The organism is Paenibacillus sp. FSL H7-0756, assembly GCF_038006765.1.
Taxonomy (GTDB): domain Bacteria; phylum Bacillota; class Bacilli; order Paenibacillales; family Paenibacillaceae; genus Paenibacillus_AQ.
Window position 1 is genome coordinate 28716 of sequence record NZ_JBBOVT010000004.1, and the last position, 18679, is coordinate 47394.

The window sequence follows — 18679 nt, forward strand, 5'->3', positions numbered from 1 at the left end:
GAACCATGACTCAAAAGACTACAAACATGGTAACCTATGCTACGCTGGCGATAAGCATTATTAACCTGATTATTTTGGTGGTGAAGTGGTAATGTACACCTTCAACAGCAAAGAAGAACTGGCCGAATGGATCGCCCGGGAAGTAGTAGGCACATCGGAAGCGATGGAGATCATGGACTGCAGCCGGCAGAACCTGCACAAGTTTGTTCAGAGCGGGAAGCTTGTGCCGATCAAGGACACTGGGCGCGAACGCCTATTCCTCCGGTCCGATGTCCTGGAGCGGAAGGAAGCGGCCAGCATATACAATCGCAAGCCTAAAACAGACAAGCCCGGTGAGTGATGCCGGGCTTTTTTTAACGCAAAAAAGAGCCCTCCGCACTGGAGGACTCGGGATAGACAGACTTATAGCACTGCTGGCTGTATGGCATGGTGTATGACAGTACGTATGACAAGACTATATAAATTGCTCAGAAATTTTCTCCCTCGCCCTTGTCACATACTTCTGAACCGATGCCTTTGATAAATCCAGCTTATCCGAAATCTCCTGAAGCGTCAAGCCCTGTGCCATGTGTAGCAGGAAGCATGTTCGCTCTCGGTCGCTCAGCGCCAGTAGCGCCTCTACCATCCGCAGCCGCTCGGCCCCACCCATCTGCGCACCAGACAGCTTGACATACACTTCCCTCTGCCGGTAGACATCCGTCCGCTCGGCCCCTCTGCGGCTCCCTGGCCGTCTGCCGCGCCGCATCCAGGTCAATGCATAACGCATGTCCGCCAGCATCCCGGAGACCGTCTCCGCCTCCTCTGCTGCCGCTGGCAGGGAGAGGTCCAGGGAATCCCGGTACCGCTCCAGCACATGCGTCTCAGCAGCATACTGCCCGATCAGGGTTTCGATCCAAGTTGCTTTCATGCTGTGACCCCCTGTTAAGTTATTCACCTGAAGCAGATAAGCGGTTTATAATCCACTTGGCCCGCGTCAGCTCGGCAATACTCCGGTCCAGCAGATGCACATCCGTGGTCGGCGCAGCTGCAAGAGTTTGAATTTCTCGCAACCGACGGATATCGTCACGCAGTTCCTCCACTTCGGCTACCAGGTCGTCGCGCTCGGTAATCAAGCGGTTCAGCTCCTCTTGAAGCCCATCACATTGCGTTGCCAGCTGATCGATGGTCTCCACATACTGGACGCATCGGGTCTCAGCCAGCCCCAAATCAAGCTCGGCGGTTTCCCGAACAGCAACAGCCTGATCTAGCTCCAGCCGAAGCTCATCGTTTCGGGCCGCTTCTCCCCGGCGTGCTGCCTGGAGCTGTTCAATCCTGGCCATAAACTCCTCAGCAGCTTTGCCGGCAAGCGCTACGGCTTCGGTCGCCTGAGCCTTCCAGCGTTCAGCTTCAGCCTTATAACCCTTAATCATGTCATGGGATATAGGCTGCGTAGCGGACAACGCTGCTTTTAACTCCTCGATCTCCTGCTGCGCCTTCTTGTACAATTCGGGTGAAACCGCCGTTACCTGCAACGGCATTGCCTCCTTATCGCGGGGCAATTGGGTTTCCTTGGGCGTGCCCTTTGCAAGCAGCTCCTGTGCCTTGGCTGCGTTAATGCCCTTCAGCTCCCACTTCTTGACCCACCACGACAAGGTGTTAAACTTCATGCCCCAGGCTTTTTCAATGCTGCCGATTGTTTCTCCTGCGGCTATCTGCTCGATAAATCCTTGCTTGGTCAGCCCGCAACTCGGGCCCTCTTTACTCATCCGCTGTCCTGTCATGTCGTCAGCCCCCTCTTGGTTTTGATGTTCTCTCTTCTCTAGGCGCTTCTTTTCGGAAGCTATGTCTTCCTTCGTCCGCTGGACCACAGGTTTTTTAAAATCCTTATCCCGTTTCGTAGCCGGATACTTCTGCCGGACTTCTTCCAGTTCCTCCGGCGTAAGAGTATATTCCCGGACGCCGCTGGCGCCTTTGCTGCTATACTCAACGACTCGGCTGGGTGCAGACGTTCCTGCATAGCCCACTCGCGAACCAGTTGTACGGTCAATCATGACAGCCACCCCCTCATGACAGGTTGTACCGCACTCGCCGAACTCTCCGTACATATCCTGCCGCCGCAGCTGTCCGCTCCCGCTGACGGTGTGCGAAGGTTGCACCCAGATCCTTGCGTACCTTGGGCGTGTATACCCGCACGGCCTGAAGCTGCTGCAGCTCCTCAATCCGTTCTACCACAGCGGCCAGTTCCCCAGCCATCCCTTTCTGCCGCCGAAGATACTCCGCCAGCGGCTGAAGCAGTTCCTTGTCCTCTTTGGCCTTTCTCCGGTTCCAGCGGCTGACCCCCAGCTGACTCCCCAACTCCAGCCGTTGCCGGGGCGTAAGCTTCAGCAGCTCCAGTGCATGTACCAAATCAGTGCATTCATCGCTGTAATGCTGCTCGTCATGCACGGCACGCTCGTAATCTTTCTTAACGCCGTCAACAATGTCGCGGAACTGCTTGGCCGCCTGATAGGCGTTAATGGTCATCTCGCTGGCACCTCCTTGATCTTGTATTGCGCCCTGTCCCACTTCCTGGGTTTCCGGCGTTTAATCTCTTCCTTGGCTGCGATGATGTCCCAAGAAGATGCCATAGGGTCCTGCAGCACAACCTGAAGCTCTCGATCCGTTGCGTTCCTCCAGTTCATCCACCTGCTCCTCCCCGCTGCTTCTCATAGACTTCTTCAAGCCATTCCACCATCATGACCATTTGCTTAATGGCCAGCCGGTGGTCGTTATATTTGCGGCAAATCGCACCGGTGGAGTCAGCAACCCATTGCCAAAACTCCGGGTTCTGCATCCCGTGCCGGGCGGCTGCCTCGTTGACCTGCTGCGTCCACTGATACACATCCCAGAACAGTGCCTTATAGTCCATGGCCTACAGCTCCTGTATCTTGATATAAATGCCCGGCAGCTTCGCCCAAAACTTTTCCACGATCAAGCTGGCGATCTGCGCATCATCTTTGTAAAACCTCAAATCTTCCATGCAGTCTTCGAGCAGCTTTTGCATATTAGAGTTGTCTGGCCTCGTCGATTTGTACTCCCCGTCCTGGTGCTTGCCTTTCAGCGGGAAACACCACTTCACCGTCAGCCGGATCGGACCAATATAGGCGCGAACAGGAGTATGCTGTCCAAGGTGTGCCATCAGCTTCGCCCGTGCCGCCTTCAGCTCCTCTGGCTCGTAGAAGACCGGTTTGCCATTGACAACCGCCACCTGTTTCTGCTGGTGCGTGATCGTCGGAACCTTTTTCATCGGCATGAAGAATTCAGTCGGCATGTTGTCATCTCCCATTTTTTAACTTTTCCGTTTTTCTCGCGGTGATAAATGTAGGGGAGGGGGAAGGGGGATTTTTATACCCCCTTCCCTTATCCTTATATATTTATATATAGTGGTCGCCGCCGTACCTTGCGGCAATCATACTCGTGTCATATTCCCCGCAACTTCTTGCAGAAATGCAGCAACCATGTTTCGCAACTTGCGGCAAGCATAAATCAATGTTTGCCGCCGCAATTATTCTTCTTCCTTTTTGACTATACGGAATCCCTTTGAGCGGTCGATTTCGTAGCCATACCGTTTCACCCAATCTCTTACGGTGCGCTCGGCAACCTCTTTTCCGGTTGAACCATACCATTCAATGATATCTAATACCGTAGGGGGTTCACCGAAATTACAGTTGTTCACGGCAGCCTCAAACTCCTCTGCCTTGCTCCGGCGCTCCTTCTGTGCCTTCTCCTTGCGCTTACCCGTGGCCTTTTGCCATGGAGGAGCGGACTCCCCTTCCGGGTCGATGTCTTTCAGGCTACCGACCTCATCCACCCGATGAACGGGGTACTGGAACCACATATTCACAGGAGCAAACTTGGCATACTCCCGCAGCGTGCCTTCTACGCGCCAGGCTGACCGTGCCCGTACCGCTTCCAGCGCCCGCTTGATCTCTTCGGCGACTGCATCCTGCTCCGTATTGTAGATAGCCCGGCGCGCATGATCCTCCATGGCCTTGGCACTGAGTGCATCGTCCTGGGAGACGGACTGCGCCAGGTACTGCGGGTTGTACCGGGCCATGTACCGCTGATAGACGCTGCAGGTGACCTTGTTCTCCTCCTGCAGCAGCAGGGCCTCCGTGACCTCCAGCTCTACCAGGTCGATCAGCGCGTCCGGATCGCGGGCGAATACGCCGCTGCCGGATGCCCGGTCCATCGACTTCTTGCCGCCCTGCTGCCCCTTGGAATGATGATGGCAGTAGATCACGGAAGCCCCCAGCTCGGTCGCTATCTTGTCAAACTGGTTGGTGAAGTGGGCCATCTGGTCCGCACTGTTCTCGTCGCCGGTCAGCACCTTATAAATCGGGTCCACAATGACTGCGATATAGTTCTTCTTGGCTGCCCGCCGGATCAGCTTCGGGGCCAGCTTATCCATGGGCACCGACTTCCCCCGCAAGTTCCAGATATCGATATTTCCGATATTGCTCGGTGGCAGCCCCAGGGCAGTGTACACATCCTTGAAGCGGTGCAAGGCGCTGGCCCGGTCCAGCTCCAGATTGACATACAGCACCTTGCCCTTGGTACATTGCCAGGCCAGCCACTTGATGCCCTCGGCTATGGCAATGCTTAACTCAATCAGCGCGAAGCTCTTGCCGGCCTTTGACGGCCCAGCCATGAGCATCTTATGACCCTGCCGCAGCATTCCTTCTATTAAAGGCGGTGCAAGTGCAGGCATGTTGTCCCAGGATTCCGTCAGGCTCTCCGGGTCCGGCAGATCGTCGTTGATCCCCTCAATCCATTCATGCCATTCCGCCCAGCTCGCTTTGCCCAGGTTCGTGTCCACGATGAATTGCTTCTTGCCGGCCCGCTCCACGCCCGGCAGCCGTGACAGCCGGGAAGGGTTACGGTTTTGCTTATCGATGGCCAACCCGTTCCGTTTGCAGATGTCATACAGATAATCCACCCGCTTGCGGTACTCATCGTAATTGGCCGCATCGACCCGCACAATGGCGTGCAGGCTCTTGCCTCCGCTGTAGACCATGACGGCAATCGGCAGCTCCAGCTCCCGCATGACGGCATTCTGTTTCTCAATGTCCATCGTGTCGGATTCCACCAACGCATACCGGAATTCCGTAACGTTCTCATTCTTAACGCCCTTGCCGTCCAAGGGATTGAAGCGAATCCAAGCCCCCGCTTCCGCCTTGTAATCCCCAAAGACTTGCCCGATATCGCCGTCACACATATGCAGCAGCTCGATCAGCTCTCCGGCCGTCCGGTCCCATGCCCCTTTGGTGGGCAGCCATTTCCCATCCTCGCTCTGCCAGGCTTCTGTCACATAGCCAACGTTCTCGGAGGCTTCAAATAAAGCACCCAAATACGTTGTTATCTGCTGCACAGGGTTCCATTCAACCGGTTCATGGATCTCTTTCCCTTCAATCCAGTTCTTATCCACGACGACGTAATCCCCTGAACCGCCGGAAATCTCATCGTCCCAATCCAGTTCCCGATCATGAGCGGAACGCGGCAGCCAGCCGTTATCCTTAGCCATCTGTGTGATGGTCGCCCCGGTCACCGGATTGCCGGTACCCTCGAAGCTGGTCCACTTCTTGAAGCATTCGCCAGGATGATACCGCCCGCCATCCCGCCGGCTCCACTCGTCCCAGTCGCTGGCTGTGTATCCTTCATATTTCAGTGCCATGCCGACATTGACCCATTCCTGGTAATTCAGGAACACTGGATCCACATGGCCAAGCAGGGCAACCAGATCCAATTTATGTTCCATCTGCTTCACCTTCCAGAATTTCCGCTTTTTCAGCCCACTTGATGAAGGATAGGATATTTAAGGCTGTAAACTTTGTTTTAGAACGCTTTGTTCTATAGACAATCATTCCTGGCATTAAACCACATAGTATCCGTTCCGTTTTCCCCTTCCGGATGATAGTCCCCACTGGCAACTCCATGATTTTCAGAAGAAGAGTTTTCTGTTCTTCATTCATGAATTCTCCACCTCTCCCTGGAGCAGCCCCGGATTCTGATAAATATTTCCGATAACAAGGCAGTCATAATCGACCCAGCGGTAATGATTGGAATAACCGCAGTCAATATAATATGAGGCGTTAGCGAATCGAACGACACCCGTTTTGACTGGACTATCCTCATGGGATGTATCTATAAAATCCACAACATCCCCCTTGCAAATCTCCTGATCAATGCGATCTCTCCGCCCGATGTATTGCATCAGTTCAAACCGTGGTTGCGCTGGCGTGCCCGTCATTTTGGCAGCATGCCCTCCATAGGCCACGTTACCCGACCAATCGGAATCCTTGTCGTGGATGTCCACGCCAGACAGGAACATCAGCTCATTGTCGATTTTATTCCATTCCAATTTGTGAACCGGGAACATAGCTTTCAACTTGCGGTCCCAGGCCCGGTACTTAACATTATTCATCATAATCACTCCAATTTGCGCTAATCTCGCTCAGTGCTTCCTCTTTCCATTCCTTAAATTCTGCTTGGATTTTCTCGTCGGAATCCTCAGTAGTGAAATTGCGAATTGAATTGCAAATCGTATTTCCAGAACGTCCATGCAGTTCAAAAAGGATTACTCTGCGCTTACGCATCCTATTCACTCCCCTGGTCGATACTCTTTAGGATTGATATCAGCAGGTGTTCTCCATCCGTTAGCAGCAATACGGTCAATCAGATTCTTTGCCCGATCGAATGACCAGGTGCCCACATGTTCAAAGCCCTTGTTCTCCAGGAAACGGATCTGCTTCGGCGTTGTCAATCCTTCGGTACGCCGTTTATCCAGCCGTTCCAGCAGCTTCGTCGCCTTACCGGCGTTATCGATGGCTTCGGGCAGGATGCCCAGCTTCTCCAGCGTTCTGACCTGCGCTTCACTCGGTGGCGACATTTCCCAGCCGAATGAAGGAACATAGCTGGAGAGGTCCTCCGCCTGGATGCTCATTTCAAATTGAAGCGGATCAACCAGTTTGGCCTTCCGGCGCTTCATCTCATTCAGCATCTTGGCCAAGGCCTCTTCACGCTGAGCAATGACATCCTCAGCCGCCTGCTTTTCGACAGTTTCCAAGTCCAGCGCCAGTCCAGACTCTTCAATTTGCTTAGTCATGGCCTGGGCAACCTCTTCATTTTCAGCGATCAGGTGGGCGGGGTGACACAGCTCGTGCCGCTCCGTGTGCCAGAGGAAATCCAGCAGCAGCAGCTCCTCCTTGCCGGGAAACAGTCGGGTACCGCGCCCAACCATCTGACTGTACAAGCTGCGGACCTTGGTCGGCCGAAGCACGACGATGCAATCCACGCTGGGGCAATCCCAGCCCTCTGTCAGCAACATGCTATTACACAGAACGTTGTACTTGCCGGAATCATAATCGGACAGTATCTCTGCCCGGTCCTGAGAGTCACCATTGACTTCGGCAGCCTGAAAGCCAATCGCATTTAATATAGAAGTGAATTTCTGGCTGGTCTTCACCAGCGGTAGGAACACAACAATCTTCCGGTCCTTGGCCACCCGCCACATTTCAGCAGCGATAGAGTCCAGATACGGGTCCAGCGCGGTGCCAAGGTCACTGCTCTTGAAATCCCCAGCCTGTTGACCTACTGTGGACAAGTCCAGTTTCAGCGGAATGGTCATTGCCTTAATCGGACTTAAGAATCCCTCTTTGATCGCCTTGGGCAGTGTGTATTCGTAGGCCAGGCTCTCGAAGTAGCTGCCCAGGTTTCGCATGTCTCCCCGGTCCGGTGTGGCCGTAACGCCCAGGACATTCGACTCTTTGAAATAGTCCAGGACCCGCTGATAGCTGTCTGACAGGCAATGGTGCGCCTCGTCGATGATGATCACATCAAAATGGTCAGCACCGAATTGCTGCAGGCGCTTGAGTCGCATCATGGTTTGCACGCTGCCCACTACCACCCTGTACCAGCTCCCGATGGAAGTCTGCTCCGCCTTTTCGGTTGCACAGCCCAGCCCGGTAGACTTGGCCAGCTTATCGGCAGCTTGGTCCAGCAACTCCCCACGGTGAGCCAGGACGAGCACGCGCTTGCCTAGCTTTACCTGATCCTCAATCACCTTACTGAACACAATGGTCTTCCCGCAGCCCGTAGGGAGGACCAGGAGCGTCCGACGGACGCCCTTTCTCCACTCCTCTTGAATCGATTGCCGGGATGCCTCTTGATAGGGTCTAAGCTCCATAGCCATAAGACATCCCCCTTAAAATTGCCCGTTGGACCAGTTCCCGCCTTGTGGGGGAGGAGAGGTTGGGAACGGGGCCTGCTGATATTGTGGCGGCGGCTGATTGGTTTGGGGCTGTTGATGCTGCGGCTGCTGGTACTGTGCAGGCTGCAGCTGCTGATAGGTAGGAGGCGGCGCCTGTACTGCAGGCTGCTGTTCATCCGCAGGGTAGAAGCTCTTTACCTGGTTGTTCGTCCGCTCCTCGCCGTCCCGGCCCCGGAATTTGTTAATCTCCAGCTTGAGTCGGCCACGGCGCCCTGTCACGGCATTCCAGTTCATCTGCGCCTTTTCCCCCTTCCGCTTCTGACCGATCCCGGCGAAGAAATTGGACAACAATCCTTCTGTTTTGGTATGCAGGAACAGATTGTGAAAAACGACTACATCCCCATGCTCTGGCGAATGCACGGTCAGCTCCAGCTTGGCCTGATTGCAAGCCGGCATCTTTTCGGAACCACTGAAGCGCCCACGCTCAAATTTCGTTACCGTGAAATCGTAGTCACCTGGGGGCAGCAGGGTAAATTCCCCGCCGTCCTTCTCAATCGTTTCGTCCCAGCCTAATTCGCGTTCTTGTTCACTCATGTATAAGTCCTCCTAGAAGTTTTTTTAATTGAAAGGAACGGCGTTCCGGTTGGATTGAACTATCGCCAGCACTGTTGACCAGGCCGCTACCAGCACGCCTTCAATAAAGCCGGGGTCATAGTTGGTGATTGGCGTGTCCACCGGGTAATAGTTCCGCTGGAACACCGCCTGCTGAAGCTCGGCTTCCGTGACCTGGTGCAGAATCATCAGATCCCGCAAGGACTTCGGAATAGCCGGGTTCAGTTCCCCACCAGCAGAAGCCTGTGGCGGTTGCTGTGCTGGCGGGGCGATGGATGGCAGTGACTGCGGCGGCGGGCTGACTGGTGGAGCGGTTGGGGCTGCTTGCTGCTGGACGGCAGGCGGCGCTGCTGCCGGTGCTGCGGGAGCCGGCCCGTTGAAGATATGGGCGATATAGCCGTAATCCAGCGGAAACTCGTCCGGAAGGCCATGGCGGTTCTTGGCATCCCATGCCGGGTGGTGCGTGGCGTAGACAGTCCGTACGCCTCCCTGGGCCTTGTTCTTCTTGCCTTCCTTATCTGTTGAGACGGAAAAGGTTTTGTAATTGATGAATAGCACCATATCCGCCCATTCTTTAACCAGCGGTGCCGTCCGGCTGGCCGTCTTCTGCCCAAGCTTCAACTGGTAGCGGTCATACGCTCCCATTTCATCCGGCTGCTCGAATTTAACAATCTGAGCATGAGCAATCAGCACAACATGAATACCGGCATCCACAACATCGCTGAGAAGGTTTAGCATCCGGCCCAATTCTTCGGAGACGAAAATATAACCCTTACCATAACCGAAGTCCTCAATACCGTTCTTGGCATGTGTAGAACAGACACTTTCCACGCAGAGCATTTCCGCCCAGTCAATGGTGTCGATAATGAGCGTTCCGTACTGTCCACCCTGCCAAACCCATTTAACCTGCTGCTTGAGCATTTCCCAGCTTGACGGTTTCGGCAGCCGGGCTACATCCATTTCCGTGGTGCTGCCCTCGGTATCAATAAAGATCGGACGGGGAAACTGAGCAGCCAGGGAAGACTTGCCGACCCCTTCCGGTCCGTAGATAACGACCTTCTTGGCCTTCTGAACTTTACCAGTAATGACCTGCATTAAAACTCACCCGCTTTCCAAGTGTTCGCTGCTGGCGTCGCTGTCCATGTCGGCCCCGGGTCGATTTCACCAGGTGGCGGCTGTAGGGTGACGCCCTCCTGCCCGGAGACATAACCATCCTCGATAATGATGCTGCACTCTTCGCCGGTGCTAACCCGGGTGGCGATGGCTTGCAGGCCCTCCTGCTCCAGCCACTGGCCAAACTCCTGCAACGTCTCCAGGTCCATCTGCTCCAGCTTATCAAGCAAGATAAAGCCACAGTCCGGCTTGAGCTTACGTACAATGGCCGTGGATACCTTGAGCTGGTCAGATCCGCTCATGTTGTCCCAGCGTTGGCCGTTGTAGATCAGCTCCCCATCATCCACGGATAGCCCTGGCAGCGGCAGTGGTGCAGTATTTAGAAGGTCCGTCTTCTGCTGCCGAATACCGTTAATCTCGGTACTTAGCGCGTCATACTGCTGCCGGTACTCGCTGGCATCCGTTTCTGCCTTGTCCTTGTCCAGGTTAGCGCGGACCTTGCGGTTAATCTCGTCAATCTGTCGGATGTTGGCTTGCAGTTCCTCCGTGGATTCATCCTGCAGGTCGATGGCGTCCTTATTGGCAATCTCTAAATCATTTTTTAATTGATTGTATTTCAGTTTGGCTTCCTTCCATTGTTGTTCAAGCCGTTCAACTTCCTGTCCTTGGTGGCTGAATGCTGCTTGAATAGCTGCCACATGCTGCCGCTTACGCTGATTCTCGCCATTTCGGGCCAGGATGCTCTGCTGCTGCTGAATCAGCTCCGATGCGGATACCGGCTCCTTCGGCGCGTCCGGGAAATAGGTCTGCTCCTTGGCAAACTTGGCCTTTTGATCCGCAATCTGGCCGATGGCATGACGGCGATTGTATACCTCCTGCTCCTTGGCTTCCAGCTCGTGGAGCTGCTGGCCTACGCCGATGATCTGCAGCAAGATGTTGGCCTTTTCTTTGTTAGTGGAGCCCATGAACTTCGGAAGATTAATCGCCAACTCTTCGACGAAGCTATCCAGGAGCATCTGCCCACCCTTCTGGCCGTTTGGATCGACGACTTTCAGGTCGCTATTCTTCCCCTTCCGTTCAACCACCAGGCCATTGGAAAGCGTCAGGTGAAGATACGGTGGAATGACTGAACCATCTCGCGCAGCCTGGGAAGGCCGGTACTTGTTCCCGCCCAGCGCCCAGGCAATGGCATCCAGCACGCTGGTTTTCCCTTGCTTGTTCTTTCCTCCCAAAAGGGTAAGCCCGTTTGCTGTCGGCTCGATCTTGACGGCCTTGACTCGCTTCACATTCTCGATTTCCAGCTTATTGATTTTGATCACGTGTGTTCCTCCTTATGATGGGGAATGAAGGGCGGCACCACGGCCGCCCATGATTGGTTAAGCGATAACGACAATCTGACCGCCGTCGATTAAATCAGACAGTTCCTTGCTCAAGTATTGGGCGATAGATGCGATCGCCGTATTCCGCCATGCACCGCCATCGGCTTCGTACAGCGCCGCGCGCGGACCGTCCTTCATCCGGAAGACAAAGGCGGATTCTGGCTGCGTAATCTCGACGAATGTACGGAACGGGGCCAGCGTGACCGGATTAGGCACCTTGACGTTCTCGACCGTTGCCACTCCTGTCTTAGCAGTAACGGATTGAGAAACACCATCGTCGCCTGTCTGGCGCACATTTTCTTCTTTGATATTTCCGACCACTTTCAGCAGCGCAGCACGCTGATCGCTGTTCACAAAGCAGGATTGCAGTTTGATGACAAACGCTTCGGCATCATACAAATCACCATAATCAAACCGGGGAAGTAGGGCCTTCGCCTCGATGATGTTCCGCCGGGCGTAATCATGATTGAAGGAAGAAGAAGCAATAACCTGTGTAGGACTCACCACCTGTATCAGAAGCGGTGCCTCGCGGTCGAAGCCAGACTGCAAGTAACGCACCAACCCGGTCAAATTGTGGACAGTCAACGGAGCTGGTGTAGGCTCAGTAACTTCATAAAGCTTTTTAGTCGCATATTGCTGACCATTAAGTGTGACAAACTCTGTTTTGCCGGATTGGGCTAGAAACTCAAGTGCATCGCGATCAAACATGTATAATTCCTCCTATGAATTTGGGTTTAGTAAATCCGCTTAATCTTGTCCCCGTCTGGGGTGATCTGCTCGCCGGTATCGCTCACAACTTCGCCGTCATCGGCCAGATAGGACTGTCCGCGCTGGCCGGACTTCAGCTCAGCTGCAACGGCCTTGCCGTCGTTGTCGCGGTCCATGATGATGGTCGTCAGGACTTCCAGAGCTGGAGCCAGCTTGCTGGTAGCACTGATGGATACTTCTGCCGTATCACGTTTCTCATTCGGCTTGATCGTCAAGGTGACGCTCACGTTGCGGACAGCCTTGGCTGCTGTATTCGGATCAGCGATATTGGTCAAAACCTTCGCCAGCTCTTGCTTGAAACGCTCGGATACGCTGCCGTCGGCCAGTGATTCTAACTTAATTTCCGTACTTTTTGTACTCATAAAAGCCCCTCCTCAAGTTATAAGTTATATGTGAACGCCGCGACTGCCCCGCGTCCAGAAAAGTCACGGCGGGAATCGTAAAAATCCTTTTTTGGGCAGATCGAAGCAAGGCGCCAGGCTTGAAGCGCCGGTATTAATTAATTGGTTTCAAAATGACTTACGATATGGGTCACGCAGTTAAGGCAGATCGGCTTGCCGGTGATATGGTCAATATCCTCCAAGCTTCCGCACAGCGTGCAGCCCGGGTTATACTTTTTCAGAACAATCTTGTCCCCATCCACGAAAATCTCAAGTGGATCTAAATTTTCAATCCCCATCGTGCGGCGCAGCTCCATCGGGATAACGACACGGCCCAATTCATCAATGCGGCGAACAATTCCAGTAGATTTCATATTGCATCTCCTTCTGGCCAGTGGTACACTGACCTCAACTATTATTTTTCATGCGGACGATTCACGGGGTAGGAGCCGTTGAGTCGTCTTTTTCGTTTACTGCCTTTTCCAGGGTAGCCAGCAGATTGACCAAGTCATCCGGCGGCATTTGCTCGATCAGGAAGTCCCTCAACTCTCGAATCTCCGTAACTTTCATTTGCTTGGGCGGTACATAAGCGCCCGACATAGTGCCTTCTGCCTCAAATAGATGCAGTTCCTTGCCAAATACCGGATTATCAATGATTACAGCAACCATTCCCCAGCTCAGTGCCCTTGTCACAGGTATACTCATACGTTTGTCTCAACTCCTTTCAAGTCCGCTTGCTACCTCAGCCAGAGCAAAACCCTTCTTCCGTTTAATTGCTCCGCAGATCGCCCGACCAATTGCCGTGGATAAGTCGTCCACCAGGGAAAGCCTCGTGTTTTGGAGAACGAAGTATTCCATGAATCCGCCAACATTGACGATCCCTTTAAAATGGATATCCCCTACGGGCGGTAGATCCTTGGCAACCCCTGCCCCCGGTTTGATCGGTCCATTTTCAAGCTTGATCTTACCTATACTGGCTGATTGCCCTAAGCAAGAATCAATGGCGACGATAAACATCCCCGTTAAGGAATCAACGCACTCCTGAAGGTTCAGGGCATGACAAGGTTCGTGCAGTGTGCCAATGACATTAGGGATGCCGCGGCGCTTTAAGTAGCGACCAACCAACGGGCCAAGCGAATCACCAGTGGAACGGTCTGTGCCGATGCACAGGAAGGCAACCTTCGTTACATCCGCCGGAAGCATGGCTTCCAACTTTCTGCTCAACGCTTCAATCTCTTTACGTGTTTTCACCCGCCTACCTCCAATTCAGCGATTTTAGAATCAAGCCAGCTTACGGCAGCGTCCAGCACCTCCGGCTCACCTTGAGTTATACCGCTTGTTATCCGCCAGCGCATCCGCATAAGTTCAAACTTGCGCCAGATGGCATCCATTACCGGATCTGCTGACTTCGCATCGGGCCGCATCATCTTGACCCCTCCCCTGTAGTAAGACCCAGGCTGATGTGTAAGGCTACATCCACCTTGCACATCTCTGCTTGGCTCAGATCGGCCATTTTGTCGCCCAGCCGGGCCTTGTCAATGGTCCTGACCTGTTCTAGCAGGACAACAGAATTTTTAGATAAGCCGTGCGACGTTTCTAAGTACACATGGGTAGGCATGTACCGTTTAGCCCCGTCCGTGATGGCCGCCACAATAACGGTAGTGCTGTGCAGGTTTCCCACATCATTTTGTATGATCAGGGCGGGCCGTTGGCCCCGCTGTTCACTGCCTGAGCCGCTGCCGAGGTCAGCCCAGTAAACTTGCCCGCGTTGTATGGGGCCCCTCATCCGCAGGCCCTCAGCCGTTTCAGCGGCTGGTCCCATTCGGCTGTCAGCAGCTCCCGGCAGGCGTTGTACTTGCGGCGGCAGTAAGCGGCAACCTTTGCATGGCCCGAGGCGGTAGCGCTGCGCTCCAGGCGCTTATATATGGCCATCTTGGCTTTAAGCTCCGTAGCGCTGATTTTCCTTGTTACACGAATCATTCAGGCTCAGCCTCCCATAACTCGACGACGAGCTTTCCCGGTTCTTGCCATGACTCATTCAGGCGGGCACCGTTTTGCAGCGAAGCCAGAATGCCTTTAAATTGGTTCAGCAGTTCTGCCGAAGGGTCATTCTGGGTCAGTATCCAGGTTTGTCTCATGGTGTAACTCCTTTCGACAACCCGATCACTTCCAGCAGCGCCGGAAACTTGTCCGGGTAATAGTGTGGCGCGGTTTCTCGTGGATTGTTCGGGCTGATAATGTTCTTGCCGTAGCTTAGGCCCATATCCGTTAGCGACTTGAAGGTTTTGACGCCGCCTTTGCTGGAGGGCCGTTCCTTCTCTTCCAGGATTCTGTGACTCAGAAGCAGAATGTTGAAGGCTTTTGTTTGAATTCCTACAGCGTGCTTCTTGAGCAGCTCCGTAGCCGATTCAGTAACTGCCTCTTCTACCGCATATCCGGGCAACGGAACTGACAGCCCATGCCTATGATTAAAATCGCCCAGCAACTTGAGCCGTCCGCTCTCCGGTAGCCGCAGTACATTGGCGGCAATCTCCACCATATAGGCTTCCTTCTTAAAATGGAGCAGTTGGGACTCGCTACCAGGAAGGGCGTACTGTCCAGTCTTTTGCACGGAGGGAAGCATGTCTTCATACAGCCAATCTTGAAACGGGATCGCCTTTGGCTGTTCAGACTGGCCAAGCACACGGTTAAGGGATAAGTTCGAGATGAATTTTTCACCGGCATTGTTCAACTTTCGGACCTCTTGATTCAAAAGGTCTGAATCTGTAACCGTATAAACGTGTTCTTCCTTACAGAATTTGAGGACATTGCTTGTTGCCGTCTTTCCTTGGTATTCCAAAACAGCAGCTACGTCTTTCGCACTGATGATGAAGTCCCCCTTAAATGGAATATTCACATCATCAGGAAACAGGGTCAGTACAGTTTGCCTTCCTTCAAATTGAAGAATTGGCTTCATGGTCTAGTTCCTCCCGAGTGGTAGTTCCGTTCTTCCTCTTCCCGTTTCCACTTATCAAGACTGGCTGAACTGAATAGATAACGGGGATTCTTACTGCCCTCCACACCAACGGTACGATGCGGAATCCGCTTCGTTTTGCATAGTTGTCGAAGGGTGTAGTCGCTCATTGAGAGGTATTCACGCGCTTCTGGAATGGTAAGTGTTCGGTTATCTGAAATAGAAAGACTTTCCATGATACGCTTTTCAGCTTCAGCAACATGTACGGCGACGATGTCTGCGATTGCCTTTTCTAGAGCTGTCATGCTTACACCTCACATTCCAGTCCAAGCATCTCAGCGATACGCGGCTTCTGTTTCTCTCCAGGACGCGTTCCTTTGAAAATCTCTGATACATAAGTAACAGAAACGCCAAGCTCGCGGGCTACATCCTTCATCTTGATCTTCTTCTGAAGCATGACCTTTCGTGCTTCAGCTCCGAACTCGGTATAGTTCTGCATTTAGCAAACCTCCTTTGTAAAGAGTTGTAAAAAATACAGCTAAATCGTTGACAGGTATCTGAAAATATTCTATTATCAGAAAGAAGGAACACAAAATAAACGTCGTTGGGGAACGATTTCGGGTGGGACAAACAGTCTCACAGTTATTTTTGTTTCCTTTTTTGCCAGCGATTAAGCTGTTGACTGTAGTTTATCTGAATATATTCAGAGTGTCAACGCTTATTCTGATTATTTTCTAAATAAACTACATTCGGAGGTTATTTTGTGTTAGATATTATTCAGAAACTTTGCAAGGAGAAGGGCACTTCCATATTCAAACTCGAAAAAGAATTAGGATTTGGGAATGGTACTATCTACAAATGGGATAAAAGTTCCCCTGCTGTCGATAAACTGAAAAGAGTTGCAGAGTATCTCGGTGTATCTACTGATTTTTTACTCTATGGATTTAATAAAGGTGAATTTACTTCAATCGTGAATCTAGTCAGACACAATAGATCCGTAAAGAAATTTGCCTCCGACACCGGGCTGGATGAACATTACCTAACTAGACTTTGTTCAGGAATGGAGTATAAACAACCTTCTATTGATACTGTTTTAAAAATTGCAATCGAAAATGAGCATTGGCTGGTAGACGCTAATACAATTTTTAACGCGGCCGGCTACGATCTTGAGGAAGTTAGCGGAGATTTATTAGAAGATATTCCATTAGAGCTGCTACACCACTACCAAGAGAAGGGCATGAGCGGGGCAGAAATGGCCATAGCTTACGCTGAATTTCGGGAAGCTGAATATAAAGACGCTATGAGCGATCCCGGTTACGAGGAGTACTTAAGTGAGCATAATGAAATAGAAACAATTGCGGCCCATCATGATGGAGAAGAATGGACTGAGGAAGAACTGGAAGAAATAGAGCGTTTCAAGGAGTTCGTCAGAATGAAGAGAGGACCTCGCGCCGGGGGGTGACGCTGCCTTGACCTACGAAAGTCTACTTAGAGAAACAGCTAAAAAGGGTATTGAGGTCTATGAAGTAACCCTGCGTGGTAATCTGAAGGGACTGTACAAAGATCAGATCATTTGGCTGGACAAGTCTATTTCTGACATAGAAAAGCATTGCATCCTTGCGGAGGAAATGGGTCATTACGAGACGACAACCGGAAACATTCTTGATCAGAGTGACATCCGGAATCGCAAACAGGAATTAAGGGCAAGGCAATGGGCCTATCAGAAAATCATTCCTCTGTCAGCTATTGTACAAGCTCATCATTCTGGAGCTAAAGGTCGTTTTGAGATCGCTGAATTTATCAATGTCACTGAAGATTTTTTACAATCAGCCATTGATCGATTTAAAGAAAAATTTGGCGTTCTCGTTACGATTGATAATTACATCATATATTTGGACCCGCTCAATGTTGTTGAAGTCCACCTCTAACCTTCTTGCTTCCCGGCCGCAAGGCTGTTTAAATATACCCAAAAACAGAACATATGTTCTAAGGAGAGTGAAAATATGCCCTATTATGAAAAACGCGGAGAAGCTTCATGGCGTCTTGTAGTTGAAATAGGGGACAAACTGAATGGATCTCGCGACCGGCGTTATAAAACTGTGCGGGTATCAGACAAGGCATTACTTAAATCTCCAAGAAAACTTGAAGCCTACCTAAATGAGGAATTAGTTAAATTCAAGATCGAAGTGGAGGCCGGGGAATACATTGCGCCGGAGAAGATGAATTTCAGCGCGTTTGTCGAGGAGTGGAGAGACAAATATGCAAAAGAGCATCTGGAAGAAAAAACAATTTATACCTATGAGGTCAATTTAAGAAAACACATTATACCAGTCTTTGGCCACCAGCGCCTCGATCAGATCAAGCCGTTGCATATTGTGACCTTTTTGAAGCAGCTTGCTGAGCCGGGAAGCCGAAAAGATGGCAAAGCTCTCTCATCGGGCACCATTCAGATTAATCATCGGGTGCTGAAGAATATCTTCAAACGTGCTGTAGAGTGGAAAGTAATTAAGGAAAATCCTGCCGCTGCCGTACAAAAGCCAAAGGTCATAAGCAAGCAGAATACCCCCTACAATGAGCAGGAGGTAAGGCAGCTTTTTCAGGCGCTCCAAAAAGAGCCGTTCCATTGGCGTATGATGATTACCCTGGCGGTCACCACCGGCCTTAGACGCGGGGAGCTTTTAGGATTGGAATGGAAACACGTCGATTTTAAAACCGGCATTATCAGCATAGAACAGAGTGTAGCTCTATCGCCAAAGGGTGAGGCTCACGTAAAAGCTCCGAAGACTAAAGGATCTCGGCGTAAAGTATCATTGCCTGTCGCCGTTCTGGAAGAGCTAAAAGAGTATTCAAAGTATCAGGCCAAAGAACGGGATCGGAATGAAATCATTTGGGAGGGCGGAGAACGAAAGTTTCTCTTCTGTCATCTGAACGGTAAAGCCTATCATCAGGAGCGGCCATATCTTTGGTTCCGTCAATTCCTCCAAAAGAATGGCTTCCGTTATATTCGCTTCCATGATCTTCGCCATACGTCAGCCACGCTGCTGATTAATCAGGGAGTTCACGCCAAAATAATTTCAGAACGCCTGGGGCACGGTAATATCTCCACCACTATGAATGTTTACGGCCACGCTCTTCAAAGCGCAGATCAAGCAGCCGCAGACAAATTCGATTCCCTACTTCGCCCCCAATCTGCCCTCAATGCTGATTCCAGCACTCAAAAACCCTTATAAACCAAGGAGCAAACAGC

General features: G+C 52.0%; 29 protein-coding genes and 1 pseudogene. 4 read left to right on the forward strand and 26 right to left on the reverse strand.

The genetic code is table 11. From position 1 onward, the window contains the following. Nucleotides 1-91: 91 nt before the first annotated feature. A complete protein-coding gene (locus NST04_RS33725; protein WP_341188175.1) occupies nucleotides 92-340 on the forward strand; it encodes a helix-turn-helix domain-containing protein in 249 nt (82 codons plus the stop codon). Nucleotides 341-454: 114 nt separating this feature from the next. Here the strand turns inward: NST04_RS33725 and NST04_RS33730 are convergent, their stop codons facing one another. The 26 genes from NST04_RS33730 to NST04_RS33855 all read right to left on the reverse strand — a co-directional run bounded on the left by NST04_RS33730 (nucleotide 455) and on the right by NST04_RS33855 (nucleotide 15931). Next, nucleotides 455-907, reverse strand: coding sequence for a sigma-70 family RNA polymerase sigma factor (locus NST04_RS33730; protein ID WP_341188176.1), 453 nt, complete (start codon nucleotides 905-907; stop codon nucleotides 455-457). Nucleotides 908-926: 19 nt separating this feature from the next. Beyond that, complete coding sequence (locus NST04_RS33735) at nucleotides 927-2030, reverse strand: hypothetical protein (RefSeq protein ID WP_341188177.1); 1104 nt, start codon at nucleotides 2028-2030, stop codon at nucleotides 927-929. Nucleotides 2031-2043: 13 nt separating this feature from the next. Next, on the reverse strand, nucleotides 2044-2502 hold the full coding sequence (locus NST04_RS33740) for a hypothetical protein (RefSeq protein WP_341188178.1): 459 nt from the start codon (nucleotides 2500-2502) through the stop codon (nucleotides 2044-2046). Then, nucleotides 2499-2660, reverse strand: a complete 162-nt coding sequence (locus tag NST04_RS33745; RefSeq protein WP_341188179.1) for a hypothetical protein — start codon at nucleotides 2658-2660, stop codon at nucleotides 2499-2501. Before NST04_RS33745 ends, NST04_RS33740 begins: the two co-directional genes overlap by 4 nt. Beyond that, a complete protein-coding gene (locus NST04_RS33750; protein WP_341188180.1) occupies nucleotides 2657-2887 on the reverse strand; it encodes a hypothetical protein in 231 nt (76 codons plus the stop codon). The genes NST04_RS33745 and NST04_RS33750 overlap by 4 nt, the downstream gene beginning before the upstream one ends. Before the next feature lie 3 nt (nucleotides 2888-2890). Continuing rightward, the gene (locus tag NST04_RS33755; RefSeq protein WP_341188181.1) at nucleotides 2891-3289 is read right to left on the reverse strand and encodes a RusA family crossover junction endodeoxyribonuclease; all 399 of its coding nucleotides are present in this window, start codon (nucleotides 3287-3289) and stop codon (nucleotides 2891-2893) included. Nucleotides 3290-3523: 234 nt separating this feature from the next. Continuing rightward, on the reverse strand, nucleotides 3524-5776 hold the full coding sequence (locus NST04_RS33760; protein ID WP_341188182.1) for an AAA family ATPase: 2253 nt from the start codon (nucleotides 5774-5776) through the stop codon (nucleotides 3524-3526). Beyond that, a complete protein-coding gene (locus NST04_RS33765; protein ID WP_341188183.1) occupies nucleotides 5766-5990 on the reverse strand; it encodes a hypothetical protein in 225 nt (74 codons plus the stop codon). The genes NST04_RS33760 and NST04_RS33765 overlap by 11 nt, the downstream gene beginning before the upstream one ends. Further along, complete coding sequence (locus NST04_RS33770; RefSeq protein WP_341188184.1) at nucleotides 5987-6442, reverse strand: YopX family protein; 456 nt, start codon at nucleotides 6440-6442, stop codon at nucleotides 5987-5989. The genes NST04_RS33765 and NST04_RS33770 overlap by 4 nt, the downstream gene beginning before the upstream one ends. Then, entirely contained in the window at nucleotides 6435-6614 is a 180-nt protein-coding gene (locus NST04_RS33775; RefSeq protein WP_341188185.1) for a hypothetical protein, read from the reverse strand. The genes NST04_RS33770 and NST04_RS33775 overlap by 8 nt, the downstream gene beginning before the upstream one ends. Before the next feature lie 5 nt (nucleotides 6615-6619). Then, nucleotides 6620-8209, reverse strand: a complete 1590-nt coding sequence (locus tag NST04_RS33780) for a DEAD/DEAH box helicase (RefSeq protein WP_341188186.1) — start codon at nucleotides 8207-8209, stop codon at nucleotides 6620-6622. A 12-nt stretch (nucleotides 8210-8221) separates the two neighbouring features. Then, entirely contained in the window at nucleotides 8222-8821 is a 600-nt protein-coding gene (locus NST04_RS33785) for a hypothetical protein (protein WP_341188187.1), read from the reverse strand. Nucleotides 8822-8845: 24 nt separating this feature from the next. After that, nucleotides 8846-9934, reverse strand: a complete 1089-nt coding sequence (locus NST04_RS33790; protein WP_341188188.1) for an ATP-binding protein — start codon at nucleotides 9932-9934, stop codon at nucleotides 8846-8848. After that, complete coding sequence (locus NST04_RS33795) at nucleotides 9934-11271, reverse strand: AAA family ATPase (RefSeq protein ID WP_341188189.1); 1338 nt, start codon at nucleotides 11269-11271, stop codon at nucleotides 9934-9936. The genes NST04_RS33790 and NST04_RS33795 overlap by 1 nt, the downstream gene beginning before the upstream one ends. A gap of 57 nt (nucleotides 11272-11328) precedes the next feature. Further along, a complete protein-coding gene (locus tag NST04_RS33800) occupies nucleotides 11329-12039 on the reverse strand; it encodes a hypothetical protein (RefSeq protein ID WP_341188190.1) in 711 nt (236 codons plus the stop codon). Between the two features lie 26 nt (nucleotides 12040-12065). Next, nucleotides 12066-12461 carry a replication terminator protein gene (locus NST04_RS33805; protein ID WP_341188191.1) on the reverse strand — a complete coding sequence of 132 codons (396 nt, stop codon included), beginning with the start codon at nucleotides 12459-12461 and terminating at the stop codon, nucleotides 12066-12068. Nucleotides 12462-12598: 137 nt separating this feature from the next. Continuing rightward, nucleotides 12599-12853 (reverse strand): AbrB/MazE/SpoVT family DNA-binding domain-containing protein, encoded by a 255-nt coding sequence (locus NST04_RS33810; protein ID WP_341188192.1) that lies wholly within the window; start codon nucleotides 12851-12853, stop codon nucleotides 12599-12601. A gap of 61 nt (nucleotides 12854-12914) precedes the next feature. After that, on the reverse strand, nucleotides 12915-13184 hold the full coding sequence (locus NST04_RS33815; protein WP_341188193.1) for a hypothetical protein: 270 nt from the start codon (nucleotides 13182-13184) through the stop codon (nucleotides 12915-12917). Nucleotides 13185-13193: 9 nt separating this feature from the next. Then, complete coding sequence (yyaC, locus tag NST04_RS33820) at nucleotides 13194-13730, reverse strand: spore protease YyaC (protein ID WP_341188194.1); 537 nt, start codon at nucleotides 13728-13730, stop codon at nucleotides 13194-13196. Beyond that, nucleotides 13727-13906, reverse strand: a complete 180-nt coding sequence (locus tag NST04_RS33825) for a hypothetical protein (RefSeq protein WP_341188195.1) — start codon at nucleotides 13904-13906, stop codon at nucleotides 13727-13729. Before NST04_RS33825 ends, yyaC begins: the two co-directional genes overlap by 4 nt. Then, on the reverse strand, nucleotides 13903-14265 hold the full coding sequence (locus tag NST04_RS33830; RefSeq protein WP_341188196.1) for a type II toxin-antitoxin system PemK/MazF family toxin: 363 nt from the start codon (nucleotides 14263-14265) through the stop codon (nucleotides 13903-13905). Before NST04_RS33830 ends, NST04_RS33825 begins: the two co-directional genes overlap by 4 nt. After that, a complete protein-coding gene (locus tag NST04_RS33835; protein ID WP_341188197.1) occupies nucleotides 14262-14459 on the reverse strand; it encodes a hypothetical protein in 198 nt (65 codons plus the stop codon). Before NST04_RS33835 ends, NST04_RS33830 begins: the two co-directional genes overlap by 4 nt. After that, entirely contained in the window at nucleotides 14456-14617 is a 162-nt protein-coding gene (locus NST04_RS33840; RefSeq protein WP_341188198.1) for a hypothetical protein, read from the reverse strand. Before NST04_RS33840 ends, NST04_RS33835 begins: the two co-directional genes overlap by 4 nt. Continuing rightward, nucleotides 14614-15435 (reverse strand): BRO-N domain-containing protein, encoded by an 822-nt coding sequence (locus NST04_RS33845; protein ID WP_341188199.1) that lies wholly within the window; start codon nucleotides 15433-15435, stop codon nucleotides 14614-14616. Before NST04_RS33845 ends, NST04_RS33840 begins: the two co-directional genes overlap by 4 nt. Beyond that, nucleotides 15432-15737, reverse strand: coding sequence for a helix-turn-helix domain-containing protein (locus NST04_RS33850; protein WP_341188200.1), 306 nt, complete (start codon nucleotides 15735-15737; stop codon nucleotides 15432-15434). Before NST04_RS33850 ends, NST04_RS33845 begins: the two co-directional genes overlap by 4 nt. Nucleotides 15738-15739: 2 nt before the next feature. After that, entirely contained in the window at nucleotides 15740-15931 is a 192-nt protein-coding gene (locus NST04_RS33855; protein ID WP_341188201.1) for a helix-turn-helix domain-containing protein, read from the reverse strand. An 843-nt stretch (nucleotides 15932-16774) separates the two neighbouring features. On the opposite strand from NST04_RS33855, the pseudogene NST04_RS33860 reads away from it, so the two are divergent. From NST04_RS33860 to NST04_RS33870, 3 genes and pseudogenes are all read left to right on the forward strand, one after another. Further along, nucleotides 16775-16894: pseudogene (locus NST04_RS33860) on the forward strand (helix-turn-helix domain-containing protein); the annotation flags it as partial. Nucleotides 16895-16901: 7 nt separating this feature from the next. After that, nucleotides 16902-17360, forward strand: coding sequence for an ImmA/IrrE family metallo-endopeptidase (locus tag NST04_RS33865; protein WP_341188202.1), 459 nt, complete (start codon nucleotides 16902-16904; stop codon nucleotides 17358-17360). Between the two features lie 75 nt (nucleotides 17361-17435). Continuing rightward, nucleotides 17436-18662, forward strand: a complete 1227-nt coding sequence (locus NST04_RS33870) for a tyrosine-type recombinase/integrase (protein ID WP_341188203.1) — start codon at nucleotides 17436-17438, stop codon at nucleotides 18660-18662. Nucleotides 18663-18679: the final 17 nt, after the last annotated feature.